This is a genomic window from Desulfovibrio sp. Huiquan2017 (assembly GCF_017351175.1).
Taxonomy (GTDB): Bacteria; Desulfobacterota; Desulfovibrionia; order Desulfovibrionales; family Desulfovibrionaceae; genus Pseudodesulfovibrio.
The window spans coordinates 1-12300 of the sequence record NZ_JAFMPN010000023.1 but is presented as its reverse complement, the minus strand read 5'-3'; the positions used below and the strand labels follow the sequence as shown (position 1 = coordinate 12300).

The window sequence follows — 12300 nt, the reverse complement described above, 5'->3', positions numbered from 1 at the left end:
TGGACCCGATAAAATCGCCGCGCCGTGCGGATTTCGCTGGACTGCGAGGCCGGTCCGCCCTACCGTCGCCCGGGCCCGGCGAGTCGGGTACCCTTTCCCGTCGAGGTGTCCATGCGCATTCCCCTTTATACCGCCCTGCTGCTGACCGCGTCCAACGTATTCATGACCTTCGCCTGGTATGCCCATCTCAAGGAGCTGAACCAGCGTCCATGGTACGTGGCGGCCCTCGTAAGCTGGGGCATCGCCCTGTTCGAATACCTGATCCAGGTCCCGGCCAACCGGTTGGGCTACACCACCATGACCCTGCCGCAGCTCAAGATCATGCAGGAGGTCATCGCCCTGGCCGTGTTCGCGCCGTTCTGCCTGCTGTACATGCACCAGCCCCTCAAGCTCGATTACCTGTGGGCCGCGTTCTGCCTACTCGGGGCGGTCTATTTCATTTTCCGTTCCTGAAACCGGGACCGGTCACTCCGCGCAAAGGCACTCCCCGGCCTCGGCCAGCCGGTTGCGGCCCTGACGCTTGGCCCGATACAAGGCCTCGTCCGCGCGCTCGAAGACCCGGGCCGGAGTGGACAGGGAACCGTCGTGAATGTACAGGCCGATGCTGGCCGTGACCTGGTGATCCCGGGCATCCACAGGGAACGGGGCGGAGGCCACGTTCTCCAGGATGCGCTCGGCCACGTTGCGGGCGGCCCGGCAGCGCTTGCCGGGCAGGAGGATGACGAACTCATCGCCGCCCATACGGGCGACGAGGTCCTGGCTGCGCACGGCCGAGGCGCAGCGCTCGGCAAAGCCGCGCAAAATCACGTCGCCCACGCCGTGGCCGTAGTTGTCGTTCAGGATCTTGAAATGATCGATGTCCAGCACGAGCAGGGCGAAAGGGTCGCCCTGGTCCACGGCCAGATCCAGCTGGGCTTGCATTTCACGCCAGAACATGCGCCGGTTGAGCACCCCGGTCAGCGGGTCGGTGCCCGCCTCCTCCCGAAGCCGCTCCTCTTCCTGCTTGCGCGCCCGAATGTCCACGGCGATACCCGCGAGCTGCTCGGGCCGACCGTTGCCGCTGCGCCGAAGGTTGCCGACAAGTTCCACCCAACGAAGGTCGCCACAGTCCGTGACCAGGCGAAGGTCCTGGCGGAAGACGTCCTTGTTCCCGAGCATGTGATCGCGCACGGACCTGAGCAGCGCATGCCGATCCGGGGGATGGAGCAGGCGGAGCCCGGCGCGCAGGGAAAGGTAAATGTTCTCGGCGGGCATGGGCATGGAATGAATGAGTTCAGCCGCGCACCACACCTGGCCGGTGGTGAAGTCGAAGGACCAGGCCGAGCTGTCGGTGATCCGGCGCAGGATGTCGAACTGCTTGCGCTTGGCGGAAAGCCGGTCGCGAAGCACGGCGTTGGATATGAGATAGGCCGCCGTGCGCAGCAGGGCGATCTCCACGTCGGTCCAGTCGTATTCGCGCTCGCAGTCGTCGAACCCCAGGGTTCCCCACCACTCGTCATCGACCATGACCGGGATGGTCAGCATGGACTTGATTCCCTGCAAGGTCTGGCTGTCAAACAGCCAACCCGGGACCAGGTGGCGGGTCAGGATCTTCTGCCATTCCCCGTTCCGGCGGCTTTGGATCAGTTCCCTGTAGCCGGGCTGGTCGATGGGGTTGGTGAACATGGAGAACATGGGCATGCCGATCTGCCGGTAACGGGGCTCGGCCGCCCACTCGAAGGCGTAATTCTGGGTAATGTGGGTCGGGGTCAGGGCCACGGTCTGAAAAATCCACACCCGGCTCACGCCGGTGACGCGCCCCAATGCGGCCAGCAGGTCGTTGACGCCTTCGGGCCAGCCCTTGCCCGAGGTCAACTCTTCGGCGCTTCGGGCTATGGCCGAAAGCAGGGCCGCTTTGCTGCCATCCTCGTATGAGGCCCCCAATCCATCGAACATTCCGGTCTCTATGGGCATCGGCCCTACTCCACACTATCGGCCCGCCGAGGTCAAGAATCGGATGAGAATAATCATTCTTGCTTTCTTGAACTTGTATTGATAGGCAATTCGAATGAGTACTCTAGACTTTCTTAAGACTCGCCGGAAAAGACGGTGGACCGGGACGATCCGCACGCTCCTGCTCGCCCTGCTCCTGTGTGCGGTATTTCCCGCACCCGTGGCGTCGGAGGTCATCGGCAGCGTGGACACGGTCTTCCACATGTTCTCCAGGGACGACGACATCATGCTGGAAGCCTTCGACGACCCGGACGTGGACGGCGTGACCTGCTACCTGAGCCGGGCGCGCAAAGGCGGGGTCAAGGGCATGATCGGCGTGGCGGAGGACCCGTCCGACGCCTCGATCATGTGCCTGGCCACCGGCGACATCCACGTGCCCGAACGGGTCAAAAACGGCAAGTCCGACGGCGAAAAGGTCTTCAAGAAGGGCACCTCTCTGGTCTTCAAATCCATGCAGGTGGTCCGGTTCTACGATCAGAAACGGGACGTCCTCGTCTATATGGTCTACAGCGACCGCATCGTCGAGGGTTCGCCCAAGAACAGCATCACCTGTGTCAAGGTGAAGTGACGGAGGACCTACCATGAGCAGAGACGAACTATCGCGGCTGATGGGCGACGCCCTGGCCGACCAGGAGATGATCCGCGAAGCCATGACCATTCAGGACCGGCCTGCCCTGGAGGCCTATATCCTGGATCGGGGCTATGCCCTCACCCCCGGGGAGATGGACGAAGTCTGGACCCTGGCCCGCAAGGTCCTCGGCAGCGGTTCCGAGCCAGCCGACGCGGCCCGTTGGCGGATGGGAACCGGGGGCGGCGAGCAACTCGCTCCAACGGACTGATTCCGGTCAGAACCGCCAGAGAATCCGGGCGTAGCCGCCCAGCGCGTTGTCCAGGTCGTGAGACGACTTGTACGACCCCGTCTTGTTGTACAGCTTGTACTTCCGATTATAATGATATTCAGGCCCGATGCTGAAGGTCAGGGCCTTGTTGGGCAGGTAGTCCAGGTAAACGCCGACCTTGGAGTGAACCACGCCGAGATAGCCGTTGCTGTAGAGCGGATTGTCCGAGGCCAGCCGATAGGTCTTGTCCTGGGTGGTAAGGGCGAAGTTCAGGCCGATGTTTTCCGAGCCCGACTTGCCGTCCTTGATCAGGCCCACGGATTGGAGCGTCCGGCGCAGGGTCTTCTGCGACACGGCCACGGCCAGGCCGAACTCCACATCGCCGAACAGGTCGCGGCTCAGGGCCGACAGGGCCACGGTCCGGGCGGTGATGCCGAGCATCCAGCCGTCCCAAAAGTCATAGGCCACGCCGCCGTCGAAACCCACGCCCAGGGCCCCCGGGAGGGTCTTCTCGTAGGAGGCGTCCACTTCCCCGTTGAACCAGTACCGCCAATTGTCCCCCAACCGGTTGTTGAACATCCTGGCTTGAGCGGTGACGTTCTGAAGCGACTCCCACGGAGTGACCGCGGACCCGGAGTCGAACCGGCGGCCCAACTCGGATTTTCCGGTCCACTGGAAGTCGTCGAGTGTGTAGGACAGATGAAAGATGTAGTAATCTGCGGAGATGGAGGCGCTGGTCACGGACACGCGACCCAGGCCGTTGGAGAAATCCGCTTCGCCCACCCAGCTCATGTCCCCTTGCAATTGCAGGTTCTGGTTCACATTGCTGGGCGCGGCCAGCAGAAAACCGGGCTCGTCGCCCATGGTCAGACTGGTGTCGGCCAGGGCGCAGGGCGCGCTGCAGAGCAATATCAGAAGAATGGCGAGGGCGCGGAACATGCCGCGTGGGATACACCGTCGCCCGGGCGAAGGCAAGAACGCCCAGCCCGTTCGGAGCGCAAAAAAAGACCCGGCGCGGCGTGCGCCGGGCCGGGTCTGAATAGCGGCATGCCGCGCCCGGGGATCAAGCCCCGCAGCACTTCTTGTACTTCTTGCCGCTGCCGCAGGGGCAGGGGGCGTTGCGCGAGATCTTGGCGTCCTTGCGTACCGTGGCCGGCTTCTTCTCCTGGGCGGACTCGCTGTCCGTGTACTGGAGATCGTCCGTGTCCTCGTGCTTGAACTCTTCGTCACTGACCTCGGCCTGGATGCGCAAGTGGGAGAAGGAACGCAGGGCGTTCTCCTTGATGGTGTAGATCAGCTCGGAAAAGAGCTCGAAACCCTCGCGCTTGTATTCCTGCTTGGGGTCCTTCTGACCATAGCCGCGCAGGCCGATACCGTCGCGCAGATGGTCCATGTTCAGCAGGTGTTCCTTCCAGTTGCGATCCAGGGAATCGAGCAGGAAATAGCGCAGAATCTCCTGGTAGTGTTCGCCGGTGGAGGCGCGCAGGTAGGCGAAGATCTCGTCCATCCATTTGCGGGCCTGGTCCATGTCCGGCAGATCGGACTTGGCCCAGTCGGGGAACCGCTCAAAATTGAAGACTTCCTCAAGGCGGGCCCGCACAGATTCCCGGGTCTCCTTGTCCGTGCCGCCCTTCATGTCCAGGGCGGGTTCAAGGATGTCGCCCAGGAGGTCGTCGGCGTACTCCATGGCGATGGGCTCGACTTCCTTGGACTCCATGAGTTCGCGCCGCAGGCCGTAGATGGCCTCGCGCTGCTGGTTCATGACGTCGTCGTATTCGAGGAGCTGCTTGCGGATCTCGTAGTGATGCCCTTCCACGCGGGTCTGGGATTTCTCGATGGCGTTGCTGACCATCTTGTTCTCGATGGCCATGCCGTCCTCCAGCCCGAGCTTCTCCATGATGTTCTTGAGACGGTCGGAGCCGAACAGGCGCATGAGGTCGTCGTCGAGCGCCAGATAGAAGCGGGAGGAACCCGGGTCGCCCTGACGGCCCGCGCGGCCGCGCAACTGGTTGTCGATGCGCCGGGACTCGTGTCGCTCGGTGCCGATGATATGCAGGCCGCCCAGTTCTCGGACGCCCTCGCCAAGCTTGATGTCCGTACCACGCCCAGCCATGTTGGTGGCGATGGTCACCTTGCCCTTGTGGCCCGCTTCCAGAACGATCTCGGCCTCGCGCTCGTGCTGCTTGGCGTTGAGCACGTTGTGCGGGACCTTGCGCTTGGTCAGCAGATTGGAGAGCAACTCGGACTTCTCGATGGAGACCGTGCCCACCAGGGTGGGCTGGCCGCGCCGGTAACAATCCTCGATATCCGCAGCGATGGCCTTGTATTTCTCTTCCTGGGTCTTGTAGATGGAGTCCGGGTTGTCCGCGCGGACCATGGGCATGTTGGTCGGGATGACGATGACCTCAAGCCCGTAGATCTGCTGGAACTCCACGGCCTCGGTGTCGGCCGTGCCGGTCATGCCCGCCAGCTTCTCGTACATGCGGAAATAGTTCTGGAAGGTGATGGACGCCAGCGTCTGGTTCTCGGCCTCGACCTTGACGTTTTCCTTGGCCTCGATGGCCTGGTGCAGCCCGTCGGACAGACGGCGGCCCGGCATGAGGCGGCCGGTGAATTCGTCCACCAGAACCACCTGGTCGTCCTTGACGATGTATTCCACGTCGCGCTGGAAGCAGTGGTGCGCCTTGACCGCCTGGAGCACGTGGTGCTGGAGCGCGATGTTCTGCGGGTCGAACAGATTGTCCACGCCGAGCAGCCCCTCGATCTTCTCCACGCCCGCGTCGGTCAGGGTAATGGACTTGGTCTTCTCGTCCAGGACGAAATCGCCATCGGGCACGGCGTCCTTGTCCTCGGGGTCCGTGGGGCTGGACTTGACCAGCTGGGGCACGATGGCGTCCACGCGGCGGTACAGGCCCGAGGACTTCTCGCCCGGGCCGGAGATGATCAACGGGGTCCGGGCCTCGTCGATAAGGATGGAGTCCACTTCGTCGACGATGGCGAAATTCAGCGGGCGCTGGACCAGTTGTTCCTTGTAGAACTTCATGTTGTCGCGCAGGTAGTCGAAGCCGAACTCGTTGTTGGTCCCGTAGGTGATGTCCGCCCGGTAGGCCTCCTGGCGCTCCTGGTCGTTCAGGCCGTGGACGATGACGCCCACGGTCAGGCCGAGGAAGTTGTACAGCTGCCCCATCCACTCGGCGTCGCGCTTGGCCAGGTAGTCGTTGACCGTAACCACGTGCACGCCCTTGCCGGACAAGGCGTTGAGGACCACGGCCAGGGTGGCGACCAAGGTCTTGCCCTCGCCGGTCTTCATCTCGGCGATCTTGCCCTGGTGCAGGACGATGCCGCCGATGAGCTGGACGTCGAAGTGGCGCATGGGCGGGTCGAAGGCGCGCTTGCCCGCCTCGCGGACCAGAGCGAAACATTCGGGCAGCAGGTCGTCCAGGGTCTTCTCGCCTGCGGCCACCTGTCCCTTCCAGGCCGCGATTTTGGCCGGGAAATCAATGTCGGACAGGGCCAGCATCTCCGGTTCAAGCGCATTGACCTGCGCGATGATCGGCTTGAGTTTCTTGAGGTATCGGTCGTTCTTTGAACCGAAGAGCATTTTGAGCATGTATGGATTCTCCAGGAAATCTTTGGCGGCCGGAATGCGCGGCCGCGGACGCTGTAACGCATGATAAAGTCGGAAAAGGGAAAGTCAACGCGACAATCGCGTGACAAACCCTCTTTTGCCCCGGCGCGGACAGGAATAGCATAAAGCGGGCCGGGCGTAAAAGGGCCGGGCAGGACGGGAAATACGGTTACGCGCGCGGCGATTCCGCCCCAGGCTCCGACGGACGCAACCGTTCGTACCAGGCCGCGCCGACCAACGTGAAAAACGCCCACACGGCCGCCGCGTACAGCTGCCGGAACCAGAACAGCCAATCCACCGGAACGGACAGGGCCCGGCCCGCCAGCTCATATAGGGGGAAAACGGCGAAGCCGGGCAGGGTGCGTTGCACCAGGAACCACAGCAGGCAGGTGTACAGGAGGACGCGAGTGCGCCCGGCGGTCATCCCCCAGGCCCGCCGCATGGCCGGATCGTCCCCCGCGGCGACCGCCCCCGGTGCGCCGCCGAACCGGCAGACGATCCAGAACACGGGCAGGCGTGCGAAAAATTCCACCAATTGCCATTTCAAGGTCATCACAGCCCACGAGAGTCCCGCTTCCGGCGCAGAAAACAGGGGAAGCGACAGAGCCAGGGCCATACCCGCCCCCCAATGGACGGCATATGCGCCCAAGAAAAACGGCAGGCTCCGGCCCCATCGCCGCAGGCCTTTTGCGAAAAGCGCCTCCCCGCCGCCCCGGACCGCGAGGACATATTGCCGAAACAGGAACAGGCAGATCGCCGCCTCGACCGCCAGGGCACAGAAGGAATGGGCCCAGACGACGAGCGCCAGGGACGTTCGGGACTCCCCGGATTGCAGAAAAAAGGATACCGGCAGCCAGGCCGTCCAGGGCAGCAGCGGTACGAGCCATGCCAGGACAAAGCCGCCGAAGGACAACGGGTGGGCGCCGACATGACGCTGGGCATCGCGAAGCGCCCCGGCGACCTGCCGCCAATCGCTATTCCACACCGCCTCCAGGCGCAGGAACCAGGGGACGCCCGACACGGGCTATTTTCCGCCGGTCATGTCGTCGGGCAGGTCCGCATAGGGCCCCACACCGGAACCGGCGCGCGGGTCGGGCGCGGGCGCGAAGGCAAACGCGGGCCCGGAACCGTCCCGGGCGGTATGCATCCGCAGGCACAGCTTCTCGTACCAGACCGCGTTCATAACCAGCATGACGATCCAGACGAACAGGTCGAAGACCAGCAGGAAAAGAAACAGCAGGATGACGCCCGCGCCAATCTCGCCGTCCGTGGCGGAAGTGGCGATGAAGACCTCGAAGAGCCCGGTCAGGATCATGACCGGCAGCGCCACGATCATTGTGGACCAGAACATGCGCCAGGCGTGGCCCCGGGTCAGGGCCAAGGCTTCGCGCACCCCGACCACGCGGCCCACGGCCGCGCCGGGAATCATGACCATGAGCCGCAGGAACAGACCGAAGAGAAAGGCATAGACGACGCTCCCCGCAATGGCGAACAGCGCAAACAGGGCCGGACTCAGCCCGGCCGGACCGGCGGAGTCATGGGACAGGGACGAATAGGCCAGGGCGCCTATCGGAATTCCGGCCACAAGCAGGACGCCGAAGACCACGGCCACGAGGACCAGCCCCCGGACAAAGACCCGGCCCATGGTCGGCCAGAAGGGATGCGGCAGGGCCGCGCCAGCCCCGCGCTGCATGGTCACGGCCAGATGGTTGGCCGTGGTCATCAAGAAGAGCGACGCCAGGATGTGGAGGCAAAACGCCAGAGCCACGCCCGGACCGCGCCAGGAACTCGCCAAGCCCATGACCGCCAGCATCGGCGCGAGGACGACCAGCGACAGTCCGAAAAACGTCCACTTACGCCGCCAGCTCAGGACCACGGCCTCCCGGGCGACAGCCCACGGCGAAATCTTGTCCGACATATAATCTACCTTATGATTTCAAGCCAGTGGCCCACCTCAACAGAATCCGGGGCGGTAGCCGAGAGCTGGGCCAGGCAAGCGGAACAGCCCGAAAGGACCATGTCCGCGCCGCGAAGCGCCTCCCAGCACTGCCGGTTGACCGGCTCGGTCAAGCCGGGCGCGGCCAGACGCATGACCCCGCCGAAGCCGCAACATTCCCTGTCCGTGGATGCGGCCAGCCGACTCCCCAGAACCGCCCGAATCAAGGCGCGGTCCGGGTCGTCCTTGCCCGCGTGGCACGGGTGATGGTAGCCGAGCCGCTCCGGCGCATTATCGGATATCATGAATTCAATATCCCGTACAGCGACCGACAGAGGCAGGAGGGAGTCGACCCACCGCGCCTTTTCCGCCTCGGATTCAAACCGGTCGTAAGCCCGCAGCCCGGCCAGGCAGGAGGCGCAGAACACGGCCACGCGCGGCCGTCCGGCCTCGCGCCAGACCGCCACGTTGTGCTCGGCCATCTTGTCTGCCTCGTCGCCGAACCCCGCCCCCTTGAGGCCCGAGCCGCAACAGTCGAAGTGCCCGGGCAGGACCGCCGCGCCCAGGCCGTCCAGCAGCTTCAGGGCGGCCATGAGCCAGCGGCCCTGGACATAGTTGGCCGTGCAGCCCGCGAACAGAAGCAGCTTCTCGCCGCGATACGTGTCCGGGAAGACCTCGGGCGTCAGGAAGGGGTCCAACCCCGGCCCGCCGGTCATGCCCGCGAGCATCTTGAGCATGGGGCCGAGCTTTTCGGTGCGGAACCGCTCGGGAATGAGGGCGGCGGCCTTGGAGCCGGGCGACCAGAGTTGCCGGGCTCGGGTCAGCCAGGTCTTCCACAGCCATGACCTGAAATCGGGGTGCGCCCCCCGCAGGGCAGCCACCAGGCCGGGCACGTCCTGGCCCTGGGAGCAGACCTCACGGCACCGCCCGCAGCCCAGGCAGAGTCCGGCCAGTTTGGCGGCGTCCGTCTCGGAGAGCTTGTCCGGGTCCTCGGCCAGGACCCGGCAGAGGTCTGACTTGGAGCGCGGGCCCAGCTCCTCGCGGCCCGTGGCCCGCAACAGAGGACAGGCCTGAAGGCACTTGCCGCACAGGATACAGTGGGAAACGTGTTCGCGGATGCTGTCGGACATGACCGCCCTACCACCCTTTGCCGGGGTTCATGATCTCGTGGGGGTCGAAGACGCGGCGCACGCTCTCCATGAGCTGGAGCTGGTCCGGACCGAGCTGCTCGGGCACGAAGGAGGCTTTGGTCAGGCCGGTGCCGTGCTCGCCCGAGATGGTTCCGCCCAGTTCCACAGCGGCCCGAAACAACCGCTCCTTGACCTGATGCGCGGCACGGACCTCCTCGGGCCGGGACGCGTCGTGCATGATGTTGGTATGGATGTTGCCGTCGCCGAGATGCCCGTAGCAAAGCACGGGCAGCCCGGCAGCCCGCCCCGCTTCCTGGGCGATGTCCACCAATTCGGGCACACGGCCGCGCGGCACGGCCAGGTCCTCGGAAAGCTTGTCGGGACGGAGTCGATAGGAGCCCGGCGAGATGTCGCGGCGCGCGGCCCAGACGGCCTCCTCGGCCTCGCCCTCGCCTACCTCGACGGAGACCGGGGCCACGGGACGCAGCGCATCCTCAAGCCGCCGGACCTCGGCGGCCACGCCCTCGCGCGTGCCGTCGAACTTGAAAAGCAACGCGGCCCGCGCCGCCGGGGCCAGGGGTATGTCCCCGCCCAGACGCACGGCCTTGATCGTGGTCGCGTCCATGAATTCACAGGCGCAGGGCAACAGTCCGGCCCCGAACACAGCCATGGCTCCGTCCATGGCCCCGGCCAGATCGGCGAAGCCCACCAGGACCGAGCTGGAGGTCTCGGGCAGGGGAATGAGCTTGACCACGGCCCGGGAGATCAGCCCGAGCTTGCCGTCCGCGCCCACGAAGAGGCGCTTGAGGTCCAGGCCGACCACGTCCTTGTGGGCCCGGCCGCCCATGCGCAGGATCCGGCCGCCGGGCAGGACGGCCTCCACGCCGAGGACCCAGTCGCGGGTCACGCCGTATTTGACGGCCCGCAGGCCGCCCGCGCAGGTGGAGATATTCCCGCCCATGGTGGAGATTTTCACGCTGGCCGGGTCCGGCGGGTAGAAGAGCCGCTTCCCGGCGCACGCCGCCTGGAAATCCGAGGTGATCACCCCGGGCTCGACTTCGGCGGCGAAGTCCCGCTCGTCGATGTCGATGATCCGGTTCATGCGGAGCAGGGAGACGGTCACCCCATGCAGAAGCGGCACGGTGTTGCCCACCTGGCCCGTGGCCCGCGCCCGAGGGTAGATGGGCATGCGTTCCAGGTCGGCCCAGCGCAGGAGTTCCGCCACCTGTTCGCGGCATTCGGGACGGACCACCGCCCAGGGCATGGACCGGTTGCGGCTGGCATCCGTGGAAAAGGCGCTGAGCGGCTCGGCGTCGAGCACGCATCCGTCGCCAGGGAACAGATCGGTCAAAAACGCCCGGTGGGCGTCGGTCAGAGACTTGGCGTATTGCGGCATGGGGCGAACCTACGAGCGCGCTCCCCGGCTGTCAATGGCGTCCCCGTCCCCGTCCGCCCTAGGAACCGTTGCGCTGCAAATACGCGTCGATGCGCGTCCGCACGTTGTGTTCAATATTCCGGTACCAGAAGGCGTAGTCGAACTTGTGCAGCACGCCGGGCGGAAAATGCCCGATGACCAGCTTGTCCGGCGGCACGGTCTCCAGGGCTCCGTTCTCAAGGTTGACGCGCGCCCCGGTGTATTGCGGGACCTCGCGCAGGACCTTGCCCTTGAAGTCGTCGAAGAAGACTGCGCCCAGGTTCAGGTTCTTGTCGGCCATGGTTCCGTCGGTCTTCCAGTTGAGCGGGTTGATGCAGATGGCTCCCGGCCGCAGCACGGGCGACCCGACGGCCCCCGGCGCCTGGGTGTTCCAGGACACCACCACCCCGATATCGTCGGCCCCCTGCGCGGGCTTGATCCACGGGTACTTTTCCAGATCCTCGCGGGTCACGGAATAGCCGATGACGTAGGCGGCCACGAGCCTCTTTTGCAAGGCCGGGTCCTTGAACCGGCTGCGCAGGAGATCGAGCATGACCACTGATCCCTGGCTGTGCGCGGCCAGAATGAACGGGCGGCCGCCGCTGAGAAAATTCAGATAGTAGTCGAAGGCGCGGTGCACGTCGTCGGCCCCGATGCGGAAGTAGCGGTTCAGGGTCATGTCCTGTTTCGGATCGAGGGCCGCGAAGGACACCTGGCGGTAATAGGGCGCGAACAGGTTGGCCGAGGACGAGTAGACCCCGGCCTGCGCCTTGAGCAGCCCCTGCACGTCGGCCCGAAGTCCGCTGTTGAAGACGTCCATGTTCAATGGCGAGGTCTTGGGATAGATGGTCGGATAGACGTAGAACACGTCCACGGCCTTGTCCGGATTGTCCGGCAGCGAAGCCCAGCTCACTCCCTGCGCGTAGTCGGGGCAGGCGGGCACGCATTCGGCCGCATCGGAGGTGTCGGCGGCCATCGCGGCGCCCGCCAGGGCCAGGCAAATCAACAGGGAAAGCATTCCGGTCCGAATAAAACGCATGGGCGACTCCTTGGTCGGGGTTTGGTTCTGCGTAGCAATTCCGATAAAAAAAATAAAGCGTGCTCCCTAAAAAGAGGGATATCGCCAGGCGGTGGGCCTGGGCGGGGCGCGAAGGTTTTGTTCGCGCCCATGCGGTGGTGGAAATTGGTTTGCTGACGGAAGGTTGGACCGCGCCTCCGCGCCGGGGCTTCGGGTTGTCCTCCTTACGTTGTTGTTTCGCCTTTCCGGCGACTTCCTTTTTTGCTGGCGCAGAAAAAAGGAAGCAAAAACTGCGCTGTTGTTGCTGCCGCGCGGAAGCGGACCCAAGAGCCCGTAGGCGGCT

At 64.8% G+C, this 12300-nt stretch carries 11 protein-coding genes; 3 read left to right on the top strand and 8 right to left on the bottom strand.

Annotation, left to right across the window (positions count from 1 at the left end; genetic code table 11):
- The first annotated feature begins 111 nt into the window (after positions 1–111).
- On the top strand, positions 112–453 hold the full coding sequence (locus J0909_RS17235; RefSeq protein ID WP_207264810.1) for a DMT family protein: 342 nt from the start codon (positions 112–114) through the stop codon (positions 451–453).
- A gap of 12 nt (positions 454–465) precedes the next feature.
- On the opposite strand, the gene J0909_RS17230 is transcribed toward J0909_RS17235, so the two are convergent.
- Positions 466–1953, bottom strand: a complete 1488-nt coding sequence (locus J0909_RS17230) for a sensor domain-containing diguanylate cyclase (RefSeq protein ID WP_207264808.1) — start codon at positions 1951–1953, stop codon at positions 466–468.
- 94 nt (positions 1954–2047) lie between these two features.
- On the opposite strand from J0909_RS17230, the gene J0909_RS17225 reads away from it, so the two are divergent.
- The gene (locus tag J0909_RS17225; RefSeq protein ID WP_286182120.1) at positions 2048–2560 is read left to right on the top strand and encodes a CreA family protein; all 513 of its coding nucleotides are present in this window, start codon (positions 2048–2050) and stop codon (positions 2558–2560) included.
- Positions 2561–2573: 13 nt separating this feature from the next.
- Complete coding sequence (locus tag J0909_RS17220; protein ID WP_207264806.1) at positions 2574–2831, top strand: hypothetical protein; 258 nt, start codon at positions 2574–2576, stop codon at positions 2829–2831.
- 6 nt (positions 2832–2837) lie between these two features.
- Here the strand turns inward: J0909_RS17220 and J0909_RS17215 are convergent, their stop codons facing one another.
- From J0909_RS17215 to J0909_RS17185, 7 genes are all read right to left on the bottom strand, one after another.
- Positions 2838–3770, bottom strand: coding sequence for a hypothetical protein (locus J0909_RS17215; RefSeq protein WP_207264804.1), 933 nt, complete (start codon positions 3768–3770; stop codon positions 2838–2840).
- Between the two features lie 124 nt (positions 3771–3894).
- Complete coding sequence (gene secA, locus J0909_RS17210) at positions 3895–6441, bottom strand: preprotein translocase subunit SecA (protein WP_207264803.1); 2547 nt, start codon at positions 6439–6441, stop codon at positions 3895–3897.
- 187 nt (positions 6442–6628) lie between these two features.
- Entirely contained in the window at positions 6629–7480 is an 852-nt protein-coding gene (locus tag J0909_RS17205; RefSeq protein ID WP_207264801.1) for a hypothetical protein, read from the bottom strand.
- 3 nt (positions 7481–7483) lie between these two features.
- The gene (locus J0909_RS17200) at positions 7484–8377 is read right to left on the bottom strand and encodes a hypothetical protein (RefSeq protein ID WP_207264800.1); all 894 of its coding nucleotides are present in this window, start codon (positions 8375–8377) and stop codon (positions 7484–7486) included.
- 5 nt (positions 8378–8382) lie between these two features.
- Complete coding sequence (locus J0909_RS17195; protein ID WP_207264799.1) at positions 8383–9525, bottom strand: (Fe-S)-binding protein; 1143 nt, start codon at positions 9523–9525, stop codon at positions 8383–8385.
- A gap of 7 nt (positions 9526–9532) precedes the next feature.
- Complete coding sequence (locus tag J0909_RS17190; RefSeq protein ID WP_207264798.1) at positions 9533–10921, bottom strand: FAD-binding oxidoreductase; 1389 nt, start codon at positions 10919–10921, stop codon at positions 9533–9535.
- Between the two features lie 58 nt (positions 10922–10979).
- Complete coding sequence (locus J0909_RS17185) at positions 10980–11978, bottom strand: DUF3089 domain-containing protein (protein ID WP_207264797.1); 999 nt, start codon at positions 11976–11978, stop codon at positions 10980–10982.
- Positions 11979–12300: the final 322 nt, after the last annotated feature.